Genomic DNA, 18,664 nt, shown 5'->3' on the forward strand with positions numbered 1-18,664 from the left:
GTAGACAGTCAAAGTTCCGACCGACGGGCAAGGTTCAGATTCCCACTGGACAAGCTGATCCCTATGCTAGGGACTCGGTCAGTCGTCGCTAGGCTGTCTTTCGTCGACCGACTCGTCGTCGGGCGTCCGCGTTCGGTCACCACTCGGGAGCAACGAGACCGGTGAGGCCGTCAGATACGGCACCGTTGCGACGAGGGCACCGAACAGGGCGAGCGAGACGCCACCGACGAATATCGCTGTGAGGATCGCTGGCGGCGTCCGCGCGGAAAGACGGAAGCCGAAGAAGACGAGCCAGCCAGCCCGCTCCAGCAGCTGTAACGCGAGAACGGACAGGCCAAGCGCGAGACCGGTCGCTGGGATCGCTATCCGGGCGATATCGGCCAGAATCGTCCGCAGGACCCGCCACTGCGTCGCGCCGGTTGAGCGATGGATGCCGATAGCCTGCCGGCGCGCGTGGACCCCCTGTGCGAACGTCGCCGTGGTACTGCCGACGGTACTCAACGCCGAGAGAACGACAAGGACGCCGAGAATCAACTGGACGTTCCCGAACACGCCCTCGACGGAGCGCTCGATTGGCGTTCCGGACGCGTACGACCCGCTGCTTGCCACCGCAGATGCCAGCCGGCGGTCGCCGGTCACCTCGTAGTCCGCCGTGGTGAGGGTGGTCCCGTTGACTGTCATTCGATAGGTGTACGTTCCGGGCTGGCTACGTCCACCGTCCGGGGAGAACCGCGTTTGCGTGACGTTTCCGGGCGGCATATAGACGGTCCGGTTCCGGGAGACACCGGGACCGATGACGCCCACGTTGCGCGTGAGCGGTTCCTGCCATGGGTTTGCGAGCCCGACCCTGAGCGTCGGCGTCGTCAGGACCGAGCCCGATGACGGAGCTATCGACAGCTCCCCGTACAGTTCCCGCTCAGTTCCACGGACGATTTGAATATCGTGTGTCGCCGTCTGGTTTCCGGACCGGGCCGTTATCGTGTAGTTCCCCGGCTCGCGTGGCAGGGGAACAACGGCAACACCGCTCGAGCCAGTTCTGAGCGACGGGCCGTTTACCGTGACGGTGGCGTTCGAAACGCGCTCGCCAGTTTTCGTGACGACAGGGACGGAGAGTCCCGACCCGGGCGGAGCCTGTGAGGGCAACTGGCTCGGAATCTCGATAGCGTTCGGCGAGACGACGGTCACTGGGTGGGTGTACTCCCCGGCAGTAGCGTTTGCGGTCCCCAGCTCCGACGCGGTAACGGAGACAGTACCAGTCCGCTCCTGTCCCGGCGGAACAGCCACTGTCGTTGTTCGCCGGTCGCCCTGATACCGGACTGTGACTTCCCGGTCCGCCCGCTCGTTGCCGACGTTTCGGACGGCGATGGTGAGGGTGACTGTGTCACCTTTTGTGACGCGTCTCGGACCTGACAACCCCGTCACGACAGCGCCCGACTGGTTAGCCGCGACACCGTCGGCATCGTCGATCTCAGACACCGGGCCCTTGACGCGAATCATGTGGACCTGCCCTGGCCCGGTCGCCAAGTCGGCCGCGGAGTCAAGCGGCAGAATGAGCAAGTCATCGAGCGTTCTGGGGGCGTCGTACCGTCCGACGATGGTGACCCGGCGAACCCCAGGCTTGACGCTCCCACTGACGGTCAGTTCGTCACCGACCTCGACATCGAGCGTCTGTGCAAGGTCGCTCCCGATGACGGCCTCGTCGTGTCGCTGTGGTCGCTGGCCTTCGACCAGCGTGGCTCCAGTGACGTTCGCGAACGCATCGTACTTCGCCCCGTGAGCCATGTACGGCTGGCCGTCCGAAACCTGAGCGTAGATGATCTCCGGGCTGGCCGGTGTCCCGTCGGCACTCAGGGCGGAGGCGTACTCAGCATCGAGCCGACTGTTCAGCGGGTGGGGCGCGCCGGCTTCGGTGATGGTCCCAGTGCCGCCCGCTTCACCGCCAAGCGGGGAGGCGAGGCCGGCCAGCGAGACAACCAGCAGGAACGTGATGCCGAACACGGTCAGCGTCGCCGCCGTCGGCACGACCGAGCGCCACGAAAGGAACGTCGGTGTGACCCAGCTTCTGAGCGTCGCAAGCGTCGACTGCCCGGACTGGCCAGACCGAGTATGGCGGTTTCCGAGAGAGGCCGGTGGACGAGTCGCCGCAGGATAGGCCGCGAGCGCGCCGGCAACCAGCCCCATCAGAACAAAAATGCCGGCGACGCCAGCGACGACAGTAGCGCTCTGGCCGGTGACAGTGATATCGAGCGCGATTGGGAGCCCGACGAAAATCGCGACGTTGACGAGTGCCTTGATAAGGATGAGTCCGACGGCGTAGCCCAGCACGACGCCGGTCGTGACGAGAAGGCCGGCACGAAGCGTAAACAGAAGCCCCACACGCCACCCCGACGCGCCGGTCGAGCGAATTACCCGTATCGCATCGAGTCGGTCGCGGACGCTCATCCGCGTGACGTTGTAGACGACGATGAGAACCAGCAATCCGCCGGCAGCCGCGGCGATACCCAGCGCCCAGAGCACCTGCTCCAGACCGCCAAGGACGTACAGGAGCGCGCTGACAAGCGGTGCCCCTTCACTCGGAAGGCTCCCTAGCCCGGTTCCGCTCGGACTGTGGTTGATGACGAAGTAGCCGGTGACGCCGACCCGCTGGGCGGTCGAGGCGTTCGTCGCGTACCACTGGTTCGAGAGGAACGTCGTTCCCCGCTGCTGTGGCACGACCGTGAGCGAGACGGTGCTGTTCGACCCGCTGACCGTTCGGGTCTGTTGCTGGGAGACCGGTCCTCGGCCGTCGACGCCGTCAGGAAGTGTCGGTAATCGCCCCTCCTGCCACTGTGCCGACCCCTCGATGAGCACTCTGGGCGCATCGGGTGGGATGCCGACGAGACGAAGGTCGGTCCCGTCTGTGGTCGCCGTCGCTGTCGGGAGCACGGTGACATCCTCACCGGGTTCCGGCGGGCCATGTTCCGCGTCGTGGTAAGTGACCGTCCCGGAGTTCGCAAGCGGTTCGGCGAACGTTTCCGAGTACGTGACGGCGGTGAACAACAGCAAGACCGTGCCGATGAGAAACGCGGCCGTCACGGCGACGACGACGACGGTGAGCCGATCTCGTCTGGACCAGCGAAACAGGAGAGCGTTTCTGTATCCCATCGATTCGTTAGTTCGTCTCCGTTGACGGGCTCGCGTCCGGCGTCGAGGCAGTATCCGAGACGAGCGTGCCGCCGCGGATGAACAGCCGTTCGTCGAACCGCTGTGCCAGTTGCGGGTCGTGGCTGATGACGACGAGTGCAGTTTCCGTCGATTCCTTCATGCTAAACAGGAGGTTTAGCACCGACTCGGCGGTGTCCGGGTCTAGCTGCCCGGTCGGTTCGTCGGCGAGAATTATTTCGGGACGGTTTGCAAGCGCTCGTGCGATAGCGACCCGCTGTTTCTCGCCCCCGCTCAGCGTCGCGGGGTACTGGTGTTCGAGTCCGGCGATGCCCAATCGTTCGAACAGCGTGTCCAGCCAGTCGGGGTCACGGTTGCCCGCGTGTTCCTGCGGGAGCGACGCGTTCTCGCGGGCGGTCAGGTCACCGATGAGCTGGAAGTCCTGGAAGACGAACCCGAGCGTCGTCCGCCGCAGGCTAGCGCGCTGGCGTTCGGACAGGGCACTCGCATCTCGGCCGGCGACCTCCAATCGACCGCTAGACGGTGGTTCTAGGAGTCCGAGGACGTTGAACAGGGTCGACTTCCCGGCCCCGCTAGGTCCCTGCACGAGCATTGCCGCGTCGGACCCGACGGTAAGTGAGACGCCATTGAGAATCTTGGTGCCCCGTCGTGTGACACACAGCCCTGAGCCGACGAGGACGGGGTCAGTCATTGTCGGCCTTTCTGCCGGCCCCGTATTGTATGCCACGGTTACATACACGGGAAAAATGGACATAAGGTGGCCCCCACGAACCGTGTGCGCTCAGCAGTTCGTTCGGTTCCCGCCGGGGCGAACGAGGTACACGGAGTCGAGCCCCCGGGTGTCATAGACTACGTCGTTCTCGTACCGCCACTCCCCCAGCGCCGCGGGCGTGGTCTTTTCGCTTCCTGCCGGAAACAGGTGCGCCCCGGTTGTCCCCCACGACGCCCGCGACAGCGTCGGGCAGCTGGGTTCCATCCCGCCACCGAGCCATCGGGCGGTCGGCTGGTACGTACCGTTGGTTGAACCCGGATAGTACAGGTCAACGATACGGCTGAACGGATGGTCGGAAGCCCACTGTTCGTCGACGTGGTCTGCGGTGAACGTCGCGGCTGCGAACTGCGATTCGGTCGCCCCCGTCGGGAATGCTAGCGTGTCGAGATTGACGAACGCGATAGGCATCGTCACGACTGCGGCGACCACGACGACGATTGTCAGAACTGTTGCGAGTCGGTGGCTATGGGCCTTTGGCGACCCAAGTCCGCCGTCCGGTGATGGCGACCGCCGATAGGCAACTGACGCGATGCCGATGCCAGCGAGCACGAACACGGGCAGATGGACGAACGTCTGTCCGCGGAGCGCCGTCCCGTAGTACTCCGGCGTCAGCGAGGCGGTCAACGAGAAGTACACAATAACGATCGGCGCTAGCAGCAGCGCAAGCATGACCGGGCCGACCAGCCGGCGGTCGCGGCTCGCGCGCGGAAGGCCAACGACCGCAAACACCACCGGGACAGCGAAGGCCGCAACAAGCACCAGAAGGCCGGTCGGCGTGGTCTGTGTCCCGGGAAACACGGTCTGTAACGCGTTCGCGCCGAGCGTCAGGAACCAGAGACCAACCGCGCCGCCGACGGTCACCCGCTGCAGGCGAGCGCTCGTCCGCTGGAACCAGACAAGCGTCGCCACCAGCACGACCACCCAGGCCAGGAACAGCCCCGGATACGCGCTGATACGGTCGACGTAGGGAACCACCAGCTGGGACTGCTCCGCGAACCGGTAGTACCCCCACATATACACCCAGAAGCCTGCGACGACGGCGAGGGCAGTAACAGCGTCACGACGCGACGGAATCATAGCGAGGTGGGCGGCTAGCACTCCTGTCAGTACCAGCCCGGCAATAAGCGAACTGAACGTATGCAGGAGCGGGAAAGCAGCGAACAGGACGACCACGACTGCCCCCCAGCGACGCCTGTATCGATCCGTCGTGAGCAACCGATGGACGGCAATCGCAAACAGTGGCAGCAAGAGGAAGGCCAGCGCCTCTTCGTCGGTCTGGCCAGTCCGACGGAGATAGATTCCCTCCACTGCGAGCCCCATCCCGACCACGCCCATCGCCAGCGTCGTCCGGGAGTGACGCCAGCGACTCGACTGTGCGAGGCGTTTGACTAGCGCCATCGCCGTCAGACAGGACGCTGCACCGGTGACCGCGACGACCGGCTGGGCGATGTACAGCGGCCGCTCACCGGTAAGCGAACCGACGACCGTCAGCACAGCAGTAAACACGATGTTGTCCGCGCGGAACCGTGTGAGTGGAAACGTCCCCGTCCGAAGCGTGTCTCTCGCCAGCGCGACGTAGCCGAATCCGTCTAGCGTCGAGGGCAGCGGTGTCCAGTGGAGCGTCGTCAGTCGGGCCGCGGCTGCCACGGCCAGCACAGCCACGATGAGCAGCACTCGTCCCGTCCGGCCGTCACTCATTGGCGGGTCCTACAGCGGGTGGGTGTAAGATAGTTACCGCATTCCGACGGCCCCGTCGTGTTTACTGTCCTCGTCTGAGTTTACATGGGCGTCCCTGCGTTGTCGGTAGCGATGGCCGCCGACCCGTCGACCCCGACACCAACGAACCACGACTGCCGGGTTGCCACTATCAGATCCAACAGTTCGTACGCGTCACTCGTTTCCGCTGGTGCGCGCTGAAGACAGCAGTTCCAAACAGAATTGCGGACCACAGCAACGAAGGCCAGGGACTGGACGGTCAGCGGTCCCCGTTCGACTTGATCTCACGGGCGCGGTCCACAGCCGCTTCGGCCTGTGACCGGTCGACTGATGTCGGCGCGAACGCTGCGGTCTCGAAGGTTTCGACCACTGTTTCGAGATCTGCCATCCGGTCCTCCGGAACGCCGTGCTCCTGGCTCCGCTGGAGGAGTTCCCAGTGTGTTGCCCCTTCATCAATCCCGTTTTCCACTGCTAGCACGTCGTGAACGGCGGTGTACGCGACCATCGCTGCGGCGTCGTAGTTCCCGCTGTCCAGATACGATTCGGCGCGGTCCTCGAACGTCGGCGTCGTTTCGTCTGACGACGTCGCCGATGGGTTAGGGTCAGTCATTGACGTGTCACCCGTCTCCGTCGGGACAGGCGAGTCCGTCTCCCGGGATTGGCGGACCCGTGGCACGACAAACCAAGCGGCGACGACAACCGCAAGCGCTACCCCGCCGCCGAAGACGGGCAGCCAGCTGGAGCCGATAACCGCGTTCCCGAAGGCTGCTGCCGGGTTCCCGTCTGAGCCAACCGGTGGGTTGCCGCCGCCGGACCCGGCCGCCAGCGTCGCCGTTGCAGTCGCGTTACCGAGGTTTGTCCTCGGCTCGTCGTACGTGGCGGTAACAGTAACGGACTCGTTGCCCTGCGGATTCTCGAAAACGGTCTGGAACGACCCGTTCCGGTTCGTCTCGACCCGCTGTGTTCCGCCAGCACCGATCTGCAGGCGTACCGGGCGACCAGTCACAGGGTCTCCAGCAACGGTCTGGAGTTGCCCCCTGACGAGAGCCCCGCCATCCGTGCGTGATGCACTCACTGAGAGGTTCGTTCGAGTCTCGACGACGACAACAGGAGTCTCCGACTGGACGCCTGCAATCGCTCGGTCTGCATACGGAACCCGGGCGACGACCTGACGCTCCCCGTCGTTTACCGTCGCCGGGAGTCGGATCGTTTCTGTGACGGTGCCGTTCGGTCCGGTCGTCGTCCGTGCAATGACAGTGTCACCAATAGCAAACTCAACCGGGACCGCATCGACACCGTCCGACGCGACTATCACGGACGCCGTGGCGTTGAGTTGGTCGCCGTATCCCACCACGTCCGGTGCAATGTCGCTCGTCACGTCCGGGGTTACCTGTTGTACGTCAATGGTGAACGTGTCGTTGTCGGACAGGTACACCGAGTCAGCCTCTGGGACATACTCGATCGATATGGATTGCGACCCCAGCCTGGCCGAGCGCGGCCGGTACTGCGTTTCGAATACACCACTCGAATCAGTCTGCACAGTCCGCGTCCGGTTCTCGATCCTGAGTTCGACCGCCTTGTCCGCGATGACTGAGCCGTTCTCAGTCTGTATCTGCCCGGAGACCGTTCCGGGGTCACTGAACGATGCGGTCGAATCTATCGGCTGAACCGTGAGTGTCGTTCCGACGAGCGTCTCTTCACGGATAGCCGCCTGCGTCGCCGTGATGTTCGCTGTCGTTTCATTGATCTCGGTCTGTCCAGAAGACAGGTCGACAGATGTGGTGTTCTCGATCCGTTCGAAGTTCTGATTCAGTTCGTCGCCTCTGTCGCTGATGTTCGACGCTGTTCGCTCCATCGCACGCGCAGTGATGCGGGCCTCGCGTTCGTTACCGCGCTCGCGTGCTGTCTGATACGCCGCGTACTGTTGCCGATACCGCTGGACCTCGTTCGTGAGATTCCGCTGGTTCTCGCGCGCAGCCTCGAACTCCCTCGCCGCGGTGTCGTCCGTCTCCGACGACGTGTCTCCGGCGACCTCAACGTACTGCTCTAGACGCGTGTCGTAGTCGTCACCGAGGACCGACCGGGCCTGGTCGTACTGGGCGTTCGACAGCGCAATACTGCTGTTTTCCAGCCGCCCGCCCATTGTCCGAGCTAACCAGACGGCTGTTTCGTCACTGTACTCACCGTTTGATACCGAATCCGGGTTTTCCTGTTGCGTCTCGTTGTTGTCCGCCGGGGTCTCCACCTGACGGTCCAGAGCCGGCCCCCCGACCTCGGTTCCCATCGCTGCCACCCCACCAGCGCCCGCTGTAAGCCCTAGTATGGTCAAAATAGTAAACACGGCCAACGACTGGCTCCGGAACACACCGAGGTATTCTCCCGGTTTGATAAAATGCGTTCGGTTGGCTTACCGGAGACAGTTGCAATTATGGACTGAGACAGAAAGCGAAGCAATCAGCTATTTTTTTACCGTGCCGATATGACTCACTGCCAATGGCTGAAACCAAGGCGTGGAAACTACTCTTGCCGCGCCAGCTCCGCCACCTCCCGGCCGATCTAGCAGGCGTTGTCTGCGTTGTGATTCTGACGAATCTGGCCGCCCTGCTGCCGGTCGTCTCCGAAACACCGGTCCGTATCATCGCCGGGCTTGTGTTTGTCCTTTTTATCCCCGGCTATGCGTTCATTGCAGCGCTGTTTCCAGAAGCCGGGAGCGGCCCCAGTACTGACAGTGAAACCGGTTCGAACCCGCAAGCGGACGGAATCGACGGGATCGAACGGACTGCACTCTCGTTCGGGCTCAGCATCGCTCTCGTTCCGCTGGTCGGTCTGGTGTTGAATTTCACGCCGTGGGGCATCCGATTGCTTCCGATTCTCGTCTCGCTCAGTGGACTGACGCTCGTGTTGACCGCTGTCGCGGCTGTCCGACGCTGGGCGTTGCCCGCCGACGAACGGTTCCGCGTTCCGTATCGTGCGTGGCTCAGTGCCGGACGTGAGGAGCTATTCTCGCCGGCCTCGCGGACGGACGCCGCCCTGAACGTGCTGCTAGTCCTGAGCATCCTGCTTGCAGCCGCCAGTGTCGGGTACGCTGTCACGGTGCCGAAAGACGGTGAGCGGTTCAGCGACTTCTACCTGCTGACGGAGGGCGAAGACGGCGAACTCGTCGCTGACGGCTACCCAACGGAGTTTGAGCGGGGCGAAGGCCGCTCGTTGATCGTCGGTATTGGGAACCAAGAACACGAACAGACGGAGTACACCGTTATCGCCGAGTTACAGCGCGTCGAGCGCGTCGGCAACGAAACGCAAGTCCGGGAGCGGTCTGAGCTACGGCGTTTCCAGCCGACGCTGGGACACAACAAAACCTGGCAGCGCCAGCACGAGGTCGAGCCAGAGATGACTGGGGAGAGACTCCGGCTCCAGTACCTGCTGTACCGTGGCTCACCACCCGAGACCGTGGACCAGTCGACCGCGTACCGTGAAGTCCATCTCTGGGTGAACGTAACCGGCTGACCCACGTTCTCGTAGAGGACAGCACGACCCCGGTAAAACGGGGCTGTCCTGCTGCCTGCGGTTTGAACATCGAATCCGGCGAACAGCTTTTGTTTTCTCGGCCCATTTGTTTCATGGTGTACCCCGCAGGCCACTTCCTCCTCGCAGCCGTCCCGCTGACGGTGTATACGGTGGCTCGGTGGCGTCGCCTCCCGTCCGGGCCGGTGGTACTGCTCCTGCTTGTCGCGACGCAACTGCCGGATGTAATCGACAAGCCGCTCGCGTGGACATTCGCTATCCTTCCGAGCGGGCGAATGCTGGCCCACTCGCTTGTCGTCTCGCTACCTGTCCTCACCGTCGTTGTACTGCTGGCTGCCCACCGTGGCTACGGGCAGTACGGAATGGTGTTTTCCGCCGGCTACCTCTCACACATCGCGGGCGACTTCTATCCGATTGCGCGGCTCGGGATGGAGTACTACTTCTTCCCGAACCTGTTCTGGCCGTTGCTGGCGGCAAACCCCGATAGAACGCCGTCGTTTGCGGCGCATTCGCCCGACAGCCTGCTCTCGCTTGCTGTCCCTCTGATTGTCTTCGGAGTGGCCGTCAGCTACAGTCTCGTGACGGTGTACCGGAGCGACAAACGGGTCACAGTAGAGATACCACTGCGCTAGCGCTTCGTCTATCGGTCCTTGTAAGCCGAAGTGGCGGTTCGCCAGCGGCAGACTCAAGTTAGCAGCCAGATGTCGCCGCTGCTGTTTCCAGCACTGAACTCAGGGAAAAAGTAAAACGGCTGCCTCAGGCTGGGGCCGCGGATTCGATCGGCGCTTCGCCGCAGTTGACACAGATGTACTCGTCGTCAACGGTGAGCACGACCGGTGAGTTACACTTGATGCACTTGATCTTCGCCGCACGGGATGGCTTTGCGTAGTCCCCCATTGTATGTACCTTACATTGTCATGTTATCTGTAAAATAATATAAAATTACCCCTTTCAGCAACATTGTGTCTGCAACCGTTGGTGACATGATAGTTCAGTTATCCGCAAAACGTAGACTTCGGATAGGTATACAGCGGGAAAGAAGATCGCGTCAGAGAATAACCGAAACCGCTGCGCTGCGTGAACTGGCGCGGTCGTTAGTCGCGCCGTGCCAGGAACCCGGCGCCTAGCAGTGCTAGCACCGCGACGAGGACGGTGAAACCGGGACCGCTCGAACTCGTGGTTTCGACCGTGCCCTCTGTTCCGGTTGTGTCCGTATTGTCGGGTTGCTGTGCCCCACCACCTGCGGTCGTAGCTGCTTCCGTTGGGTCCGCTCCGCCTCCAGCCTCGGTGTCGGTGTCAGTCGTAGTTTCGTCCGCCGTGTCTTCTTCAGTACTCTCGTTATCGGAGTCGTCGTCCCCGCTGTCCTCATCGCTATCTCCGTTATCACTGTCGTCGTTGTCGTTGTCGTTGTTGTCGTCGCTGTTGTCGTTTTCGTTGTTGTTGTTATCGTCGCTGTTGTCGCTTCCGTCGTTATTGTTGTCGTCGTTATCGTCGTTATCGTTGTTGTCGTCGCTGTCGTCGTTATTGTTGTCGTTGTTGTCGTCGCTGTCGTCGTTCCCGTCGTTGCTGTCACTGCCGTCATCCGAATCTGACAGTGTGACCGTTCCGGTGGTAGAACTAATCTCGTTGGAGTCTTCGCCAACGGCAACGTGCACGTACGTGTACGTCCCGTTCGACCAGGAATCGAGCGTTTCGACATCAACGGTCGTATCGGCGGCATCAGATACTGTTGTCGCCGAGGCTTGCATCATGTCATCACCGGTTGAATCCGGCGATGCTTCAGAGAGCACAAATCCAAACAGGCCAATCAATCCCGCGGACGGCATCGCCCCTACCGTTGTCGAGTCCCCACTCGAAAAGGTGGCGTCATCATCCATCGACGAGACACCGTTGACGCCGTCGAAGGAGTTCTCGACCGTGACCTGATCTTCGGAGAAATTCTCATCAATGTCGCCGGTCACCCGGACGGTGCTCGTTCGCTGTTGCAGCTCGTCCTCGTCGAACAACAACACGGCGTGCGTGACAGCGTCGTCTTCTAGTTCGGTCTCGATATCGAGTGAGACGTTATCCCCTGCGGCGACATCATCGGCAGTCGTCTCGACCGTCGATGGGCTTTCCTGAACTATCGTCTGTTCGACACCGACAACGGTCACGTTGCCATCGGTCGAAACGTTGTTGTCCGAAACGGACAGGCCCTGTCCGTCATCGACAGTGACCAGAATGAAGCCGTAGGCACCGCCCGAGTCAGGTGTGTACGAGGTTTCGAGCACACCGTTGTCATCTATTGAATCGACACCTTCCGCGTCGTCTAACAGTTCGACCGAGTTGGCGTTGGAATCGTTCGTAAAGATACTCGCTAGATCGGTTCTGACGCTTCCTTCGCTAAATCCGGCCGATTCTGGGCCTTCAGAGAGTCTAACAGCAAGCAGTTGTGCCTCGTCGCCAGCTAGTCCAGTGGTTCCAGCCCCCGTAGTTGATTCGAACGTAAGATCCACTGACTCGCCCGTCTCGTGAATCGTATACTCGTCCCTGTTGAGGGGAACGTCACCGGTCTGTGCAGACTCGATGTTAATGTACGTCTCTGGGGCTGCTATCGCTGTTGGGCCGGTAGAAGACGTCCGAAGCGGGAGCAGTGACCGCTCCCACACATCCACGTTTTCCGTCACTGCCGTCGTTTGTCCGTCATCTACTGGCGTTGCCGCCGCCGACGTTACCGACAAGGGAGCCGCTAACACCAGCAGCACTGTAATCGCACAAATTACAGTATGTTTCCCTCTTGGTGTTTTATACATTACTGAATTTTTTCGGAGGGGTGCGGTATAATTCTTATGCAGTGACACTCAGCGCCACACAGTGTCATATAACGGTTGCAAAACACGTCGACACTGTCTTGGGATTTTACAGCGCGAATCCCGAATCGTGTCTTGAGACGACACCCTATTCGCAACGATGAGAACTGTACAGGAGAGCGACGGTTTGCGGCCATTTAATCGACAACGTACCCGTATGTGGAGTAAGCAGGATGAGATATCGCTGTGGGGTCGGTCTGATGCAGTAAAGGTCGATGGTGAAATGTGTGACTTATTCGGTGAACGCGGCCAGTGACGGCCGGCGATCAGTTATTCTTCCTCGTCTTCGTCGTCATCCGCAGTGTTATTTGGCCCGCCAGCGTTATCCGGTGGACCGCCGCCGTTACCCGGGCTACCACCGTTATCAGGGCCGCCGCCCGGACTTATTGCCACCGTCCCGGTATCAGAGTTGATGGTACCGGACTCGGTACCGACTGCGACGTGGACGTATTGATACGCACCGTTCAGCCAAGAATCCAGCGTCTCAACAGTTACGTTGGCGTCGGAGTCAGCGCTGACGACCGTTGCAGAGGCGTGGATGACCTCGCCGTCGGCATCCGATTCGGCCTCGGAAACCACTGTGCCGAATAGACCCTGTACCCCAATTGCAGGTATCGACTGGTTTGTGGAGAGATTGACACCTGCGATACTGATGTTGTCATCAACTGTCGCAACACCGCTGACGTTGTCAAAGGAATTTTCGACAGTGATCTGGTCCTGACTGAAGCTCTCGTTTAGCTCACCAGACACCGTCACCGTACTCGACTGCTGCTGGAGTTCGCCCTGCTTTACCAGCACCACTGCGTGCGTGACGTTTTCATCTTCTATCTCCGTTGCAACGTCTAGCGTGACGTTGTTTCCGGGATTGACCGGGTTCTGCGTCGGCTCGACGGTCGAAGCGTTGTCCTGCACAACCGCCTGCTCGACACCGACGACGGTCACGTTCCCGTTCACCGACACGTTGCCGTCAGATACAGACAGCCCCTCTTCGCCGCTGTCGACAGTCACCAGGGCGAAGGCGTAGACACCGCCTGACTCGGGAGTGTAGGACGCGTTTAGTTCACCCTCGTCACTTATCGCTCCAACGCCCTCTGCATCATCAAGTAGTTCCGACGAGGTGATATTCGAGTTGTTTGCGAGGACGTCTCCGAGTGAGCCCGGGATATCGCTGGTGTTTGCCCCTTCGGTGGTCGGGGCTTCATCCAACTTGACAGCCAGTAGTTGCGCCTCGTCGCCGGCAAGTGCCCTCGTCCCGGCACCGATTCTCGGTTCGAAAGACATGTTTATCGACTCGTTGCGCTCATGGATCGTCGCCGTCCGCTTGTTGAGCGGTAAGTCGCCAGTCGCAGCTGATTCGACGTTGATGAACGTCCGCGGTGCCACTATCGTGGTCGGCCCCTCTGAGGTCGTTCGCAGCGTGAGCGGGGACCGCTCCCACACGTCGACGTTTTCGGTCACCGAGACTGACTGACTCTCGGCAACTGGGGTTGCCCCGACAGTGGACATCACTGATACCGGACCAGCGAGTATCAACGCGACTGCCATCACGAAAATGGCAATCGGTTTTACTATTGGTATTTTTACCATTACTGAAACATTACTGAATCCTGCGACATATTTCTTGTGCAGCGATACTATTTTGGTGCATTCAGAACCCTTCTAAGAGCATTTAGAGTGAAAACTGGGACAGAATTGATTGTTTTCTTAAAATTGTTTGTTTTCTATAAGTATTAGCAAATGAGCTGGTAATTAACCGATGCTAAACTAGTCTGTATACTAATCAGTAACCGCAGTCCGCGTTTAGCGCTGTAATTACGGAACTGGTCTGGGACAGTCCAGTGGAGGGGTGGCTCCATCGGGCAGGCTTCATGGGCTAGTCACTGAGGGTTGCCGGGTACGCGGCGCTGCAATTCCACCTGATTCCCACCGAATGCCCGAACGCATGACATCGACTTGCTTTCGGACGGATTGTAACATGGAAGACGCCCGTCGGAATTCAGTCGGGGCGAGAGCACAGGACCACAGCAAACTGCATCGCTGAGACACATCTACGGGACATCGGGTCGGAGAATTGCGAGGGAAGATCGCTCCGTGCGAGTCTTCCGGCACCGATCGGCCCGTGTCTTCTCCGCGAGTCACCACCGGGAACGGCGGCGAACCCGCGACCGTGACGATGGCCGCTCACTTTTTGCGAGGGACCGTGTCGGTCCAACAGTGCGAGGGAAGGGATTTGAACTACGGGAGGCGGGCAACCGCCCCGCCTGCTCTCATTCAAACCCTTCCGCGTGCATCCTTCGGCGCCGCGCTGTGCGGCCCCTATACGATGCGAGGGAAGGGATTTGAACCCTTGGACCCCTACGGGAGCGGATCTTGAGTCCGCCGCCGTTTCCTGGCTTGGCTACCCTCGCACGCGTATTGCATTCAGATACATGGTAGTGCGGTATAAATGTCGTACGGAAGCGACTCAGGGCCAGCCGGGCTCACAGCAACTGAACAAACGACACCAGATCGGACTGCTGTCGTGCGCTCAGATGGTGTCTGGGTTTCAGTGGCGATCATAGCTGACAGAACCGGTGGTTTGACCCACCGTGAACCAGTAGCGTAGGCATGGACGACCACACGCGTGACCCGACCGTCAAGGCCCCCGACGGGAACCCATCGGGGTGGCGGACCGACGGCCAGTGGGAACACGAGACGCTCAGACGGGCCGTGGTCCACGGCGTCCGCCTGTACAACTCCGGCGAGTTCCACGAATCACACGACTGTTTCGAGGACGAGTGGTACAACTACGGCCGCGGGAACACGGAGAGCAAGTTTCTCCACGGAATGGTACAGGTCGCTGCCGGCGCGTACAAGCACTTCGATTTCGAGGATGACGACGGGATGCGGTCGCTGTTTCGCACGTCACTGCAGTACTTCCGGGGCGTCCCCAACGACTACTACGGCGTCGACCTGCTAGACGTGCGAACGACAGTAACGAACGCACTGTCGGACCCGTCGGCACTGCACGGCTGGCAGATCCGTCTCGACGGCGAGTACCCGACGTGTCGCCCGGAGGACATCGAGTTCGCGGAGTCGCTCGAACACTGACTGAATCCGGATAATTCTAAAGGCTGGACGCGTTATCACGGGTAGATGCGAATCGAGCAACTGGGAGACGGGGTTCCGGAAGTGGCCGTCGTGGGGAGCATCCACGGCGACGAACCGTGCGGCCGGGACGGCATCGAAGCCGTCCTTGCCGACCCGCCCGCGGTTGAACGCCCCGTCAAATTTATTATCGCGAACGAAGCTGCCCTCGAGGCAAACCAGCGGTATCTCGATACAGACCTCAACCGCTCGTTCCCCGGCGACGCCGACAGTGAGTCCCGCGAGACACGGTTAGCCGCCGCCATCGCGTCTGAACTCCGTGACTGCACCGTGCTTTCGTTACACTCCACGCAGTCCTACGACGGGATGTTCGCCCTCGTCGACGAACTCACACCGGAGATGGAGGACCTCTGTAGCGTCCTTTCCGTAGACGCTGTCGTACAGACGAAAGGCGCAAACGAGGGGCGAATGATCGCGACAGTGGACTCCGTGCTTGAAGTCGAGTGCGGGTATCAGGGCTCCGCGGACGCCGCTGAGAACGCAGCACAGGTCATCCGAGAGTTCCTCGCCGCCACCGGCGTCACCGCTGCGTCGCCACCACAGCGAGAGACGTCACTGCCAGTGTTCCAGCTCGGCGAGCCGATTCCGAAGGCAGCGGCCGACCAGTACGAGGTGTTCGTCAGGAACTTCGAGCCGGTCCCCGAAGGCGACCCGGTAGCAGCGGCCGACGACGAAACTGTCGTCGCAGAGGAACCCTTCCACCCAGTCTTACTCTCAGCCTACGGCTACGAGGACGTGTTCGGCTTTACTGCAGATCGGATCGGGATGCTTGACTGAGACAGATTGCTGACCCGCTGATTTAGACGGCAAACGCCTTTCGGAAGACCGAACAGAACCCGTATTGACTGCCGGGTGTCAGTTGTCAAACGCGTTTACCTCTCAGTTGCCGAGAGTCCATTCAATCACCTGGAAAGGAGCTCAGGCAATCCGATTGTAGAGACTGTCCGGAACAAAATTTCCCAGAACACTGCGAGCCTCATATATCGACCCGCCTTCGCGGTTTTCTCTGTACCAGAACGGAGGCTTGAGTTTCCTGATCCGCCGCATGTCGCGGTCAGTGAGTTCGAAGTCAAAAACGTCGATGTTCGCTTCTATGTGTTTCGGCGTCGCCGCTTTCGGAATCGTGACAACATTCTCCTGTTGTATCAGCCACCGGATAGATACCTGCGCTGCCGATTTGCCGTACCGATCTCCAATGGAACGCAAGACATCGTCTTCAACAGCTCGCCCCTCCGCAAGCGGACTGTATGCGGTGACTGTGACATCGTTGTCCTGGCAAAATCTGACGAGTTCCTCGTCACCCCAGTAAGGATGGTATTCAATCTGATTCGTCGCAATAGGAGCGTCCGAAAGTCGCATCGCCTGCTTGAGCTCCTTGATAGAAAAGTTACTCACTCCGATCTGACCGACCAGCCCGTCATCGACGAGTGTGTTGAGCGCGTTGAATGTTTCTTCCATATCGGCCAGTGGGTTCCACCAATGGACCAATAACAGATCTAAATACTCCGTTCCCAGCCGTTCAAGACATCCCTTCGCGGCCTCTATCAAGCGTTCATACTCGACCATTTCGGGATATCCCTTGATTTTCGTCGTCAAGAAGATGTCTTCGCGGTCAACGCTGGATTGTTCGATTGCGCGACCGACGGCCGCTTCGTTTTCGTATGCCATCGCAGTGTCGATATGCGTGTAGCCACAATCAAGCGCATTCTTAACCGCGTTGTAGCATTTGTACCCTCCGGTTCGGTAGGTACCGAACCCGAGAGTAGGGACCGTGGTCGTACCATTCTGCTCGGGAGCCATGTCGGCTGACTGCTGTGGTCGCTTCATTTTCCTCAGTTTTATCCGCTACAATCATGCTGGTAGAACGGGGGCTGTATTGGTATGAGCTTTATAATTCAACTGATTCAGATATGGACTGAGGAAGTGAAATATTAGTGATGTGATGATGGAGATATAATTTACAGCTCTGTGCTACGATTTCATCGGAACCATGCTGAAACGGAGTCCCCGCGATTCGATTGGCTCTACAGAGGAGTTTACTTCGTTTCTGTAGCGTGTGTAGCTGGGAAGAGAGGATAATCTGGGTGGCATAGCAGCCAGACGACTCGTTACACTTGGTACCGAAAAGAGAGCCACGCAACATCAGGCTGAGACCATCGCAAGACTACGAATGATATCCGAGGTCAGACAACCGGTCGCGAATCTCGGTAGAGCCGCGTTCGACGCCGGACTCAAGTGGACGGTCCGATTGAATTGGTATCCGCTCATCGGTATCGAAAACCAGCCACGGTACTTCAATGAGTTCTGGGACACGAAGTTCTCCGGGATGCCCATATTCTCGTACGGGGAACGGCCACAGCCAGTCTGCAACTAGGTTCCCATGATCTGACGTGACCACTGTTTTGCCATCAACAGTGTCAAGCAGTTCTCGAAGATGTGGGAACAGCAGTTTGAGGTTTTCCCGATACGCTTCCCAGACACGTTGTTCTGAGACATCTCCCTGTCTCAGCCGTGCCCAGATTTTCTGTTCATCATTCGCTGAGGTACTAACGTCCGCACCCTTCGCTTTCTCCCGACCTTGCATTCCGGAATCAACCATTTCTCTGCCTGTTGGACCGAGAAATGGATGATGAGGCTGAATAAAATGTGCGAGTATCCGCTTGTTCGGATACGTTTTTCTGGCCGCTTTAACAGCAGCTACCATGTCTTCTGGGGGCACTGTTCCGATGTCCTCATCCCACTCTGTCTCCCACACGTTGATGACAGAATGAAAAACAGTGTCGAGTTCGACGGTACACCACTCGTCAACTGAGTGCATCGGATTGGCGGTTACGTACACTGTGTCGTAATATCTTCCCGCAGAGAAGTGCGCCTCTAGGAAACCGGGTGTACTAGACGCCTGGGATAGCCGCCGTTTCAGCCGCCCTTCAAAAGGATGCAGATCCGCAAACATATCGTATCGGCAGGCATCAAGAAGATAGCAATTATCCCAGTCCTCGGCCATCAAATCAAAGCCACTCGGTGAAACCGTATCGAAATACTTGTTCACGATACCGTCAAAAATCCCATCATTTGTATATTGATATCGTGAGGCCATCAATTGGTTTGACCTCCAGATGTCCGGTATGTACCTCTGCAGTTTGGTCATGGTAGTATACACTTCTACGCATCACTTAGCGATAAGCTGCCTAACTGGTGGTAGAGAGTTTTTACTAGTATTTTGGATAGGTGGTTCGGGTATGCTGCTGCGCTTTTTCAAAGGTCAGAATAAGTGTTAGTCGTGATGCCTGACCCTGTCTTGCAGCCAAGTAGAGTTCCCATTGTTTATTTTCCGGATTTTACAAGTCAGAGGCAGCAACTTGTGATTGTAGGGTTGTGTTCGTATTCCGTGAGAGTGGAGTCTGATTGCCCGCCCTTTGAATCGAGATCAAAGGTAGAATCTGTTCTGCGTATCATCGCACGTGATACTTAGTCCTCTACGAAGCGATGCCAG

At 59.5% G+C, this 18,664-nt stretch carries 13 protein-coding genes and 1 tRNA gene; 4 read left to right on the forward strand and 10 right to left on the reverse strand.

From position 1 onward, the window contains the following. Nucleotides 1–78 precede the first annotated feature (78 nt). The 4 genes from RR_RS08570 to RR_RS08585 form a co-directional block, all read right to left on the reverse strand. Complete coding sequence (locus RR_RS08570) at nt 79–3,144, reverse strand: FtsX-like permease family protein (RefSeq protein ID WP_011223391.1); 3,066 nt, start codon at nt 3,142–3,144, stop codon at nt 79–81. Between the two features lie 7 nt (nt 3,145–3,151). After that, entirely contained in the window at nt 3,152–3,853 is a 702-nt protein-coding gene (locus RR_RS08575) for an ABC transporter ATP-binding protein (RefSeq protein WP_004961131.1), read from the reverse strand. Between the two features lie 90 nt (nt 3,854–3,943). After that, nucleotides 3,944–5,632, reverse strand: coding sequence for a hypothetical protein (locus RR_RS08580; protein ID WP_011223393.1), 1,689 nt, complete (start codon nt 5,630–5,632; stop codon nt 3,944–3,946). Nucleotides 5,633–5,909: 277 nt separating this feature from the next. Beyond that, nucleotides 5,910–7,934: a hypothetical protein gene (locus tag RR_RS08585; protein WP_011223394.1), complete on the reverse strand. Its 2,025-nt coding sequence runs from the start codon at nt 7,932–7,934 to the stop codon at nt 5,910–5,912. A gap of 209 nt (nt 7,935–8,143) precedes the next feature. Here RR_RS08585 and RR_RS08590 point away from each other — a divergent pair, with 209 nt between their 5' ends. After that, nucleotides 8,144–9,157 (forward strand): DUF1616 domain-containing protein, encoded by a 1,014-nt coding sequence (locus RR_RS08590; RefSeq protein ID WP_011223395.1) that lies wholly within the window; start codon nt 8,144–8,146, stop codon nt 9,155–9,157. Between the two features lie 113 nt (nt 9,158–9,270). Continuing rightward, nucleotides 9,271–9,807, forward strand: coding sequence for a metal-dependent hydrolase (locus RR_RS08595; RefSeq protein ID WP_011223396.1), 537 nt, complete (start codon nt 9,271–9,273; stop codon nt 9,805–9,807). 124 nt (nt 9,808–9,931) lie between these two features. Here the strand turns inward: RR_RS08595 and RR_RS21890 are convergent, their stop codons facing one another. The 4 genes from RR_RS21890 to RR_RS08610 all read right to left on the reverse strand — a co-directional run bounded on the left by RR_RS21890 (nt 9,932) and on the right by RR_RS08610 (nt 14,432). Beyond that, nucleotides 9,932–10,072: a hypothetical protein gene (locus tag RR_RS21890; RefSeq protein WP_004961121.1), complete on the reverse strand. Its 141-nt coding sequence runs from the start codon at nt 10,070–10,072 to the stop codon at nt 9,932–9,934. Nucleotides 10,073–10,269: 197 nt separating this feature from the next. Then, nucleotides 10,270–11,841: a PGF-CTERM sorting domain-containing protein gene (locus RR_RS08600; protein WP_049939146.1), complete on the reverse strand. Its 1,572-nt coding sequence runs from the start codon at nt 11,839–11,841 to the stop codon at nt 10,270–10,272. A 453-nt stretch (nt 11,842–12,294) separates the two neighbouring features. Then, nucleotides 12,295–13,569 carry a PGF-CTERM sorting domain-containing protein gene (locus RR_RS08605; RefSeq protein WP_171814231.1) on the reverse strand — a complete coding sequence of 425 codons (1,275 nt, stop codon included), beginning with the start codon at nt 13,567–13,569 and terminating at the stop codon, nt 12,295–12,297. Between the two features lie 779 nt (nt 13,570–14,348). Then, nucleotides 14,349–14,432, reverse strand: a tRNA-Leu gene (locus RR_RS08610). Nucleotides 14,433–14,631: 199 nt separating this feature from the next. Between RR_RS08610 and RR_RS08615 the strand changes: the two genes are divergently transcribed. Next, nucleotides 14,632–15,114 (forward strand): DUF309 domain-containing protein, encoded by a 483-nt coding sequence (locus RR_RS08615; RefSeq protein WP_011223399.1) that lies wholly within the window; start codon nt 14,632–14,634, stop codon nt 15,112–15,114. 45 nt (nt 15,115–15,159) lie between these two features. Further along, a complete protein-coding gene (locus RR_RS08620; protein ID WP_004961101.1) occupies nt 15,160–15,948 on the forward strand; it encodes a succinylglutamate desuccinylase/aspartoacylase domain-containing protein in 789 nt (262 codons plus the stop codon). Nucleotides 15,949–16,089: 141 nt separating this feature from the next. Here the strand turns inward: RR_RS08620 and RR_RS08625 are convergent, their stop codons facing one another. Continuing rightward, nucleotides 16,090–16,998, reverse strand: coding sequence for an aldo/keto reductase (locus RR_RS08625; RefSeq protein WP_011223400.1), 909 nt, complete (start codon nt 16,996–16,998; stop codon nt 16,090–16,092). 337 nt (nt 16,999–17,335) lie between these two features. Continuing rightward, nucleotides 17,336–18,319 (reverse strand): hypothetical protein, encoded by a 984-nt coding sequence (locus RR_RS08630; protein WP_011223401.1) that lies wholly within the window; start codon nt 18,317–18,319, stop codon nt 17,336–17,338. Between the last annotated feature and the right edge of the window lie 345 nt (nt 18,320–18,664).

It is taken from the genome of Haloarcula marismortui ATCC 43049 (assembly GCF_000011085.1).
Lineage (GTDB): Archaea > Halobacteriota > Halobacteria > Halobacteriales > Haloarculaceae > Haloarcula > Haloarcula marismortui.